At 59.8% G+C, this 455-nt stretch carries 1 protein-coding gene; it reads left to right on the forward strand.

Annotated elements, in window-relative coordinates; translation table 11 throughout:
* The coding region (locus AACY19_RS27280) for a response regulator transcription factor (RefSeq protein WP_339454601.1) at positions 1-455 on the forward strand (455 nt) is incomplete at both ends.

Below are 455 nucleotides of genomic sequence, written 5' to 3' on the forward strand. Positions count from 1 at the left end.
ACCTTCAGCTCGGGCGACGAATTTCTGGCGGCGGCGCAAACCCTCGAACCCGGCGTCGTGCTGCTGGATGTGCACATGACGGGCGCGTCCGGGATGGACGTGTTGACGGCGATCAGCGCGCGCGATTTGCCGCTGATTTGCGTCATCATCACCGGGCATGGCAATATCAGCATGGCCGTTGAGGCGATGAAAGCCGGCGCAATCGATTTTCTGGAAAAACCGTATGATCACGGTTCGCTGATCACCACCATCGAGCGTGCTTATGATCGCTTGCAAAAGGTCGAAGCGGACGCGGCACGCGTCCTTGCCGCACAACAATCGATCGCGCGCCTGGCCCCGCGCGAAGTCGATGTTTTGATGGGTTTGATCGCGGGGAAGGTCAACAAGGTCATCGCGCACGAACTCGACATCAGCCCGCGCACGGTCGAGGTCTATCGCGCCAACTTGATGACCAA

The sequence above is a fragment of the Pseudomonas sp. EA_5y_Pfl2_R50 genome (assembly GCF_963970475.1).
Classification (GTDB): Bacteria; Pseudomonadota; Gammaproteobacteria; order Pseudomonadales; family Pseudomonadaceae; genus Aquipseudomonas.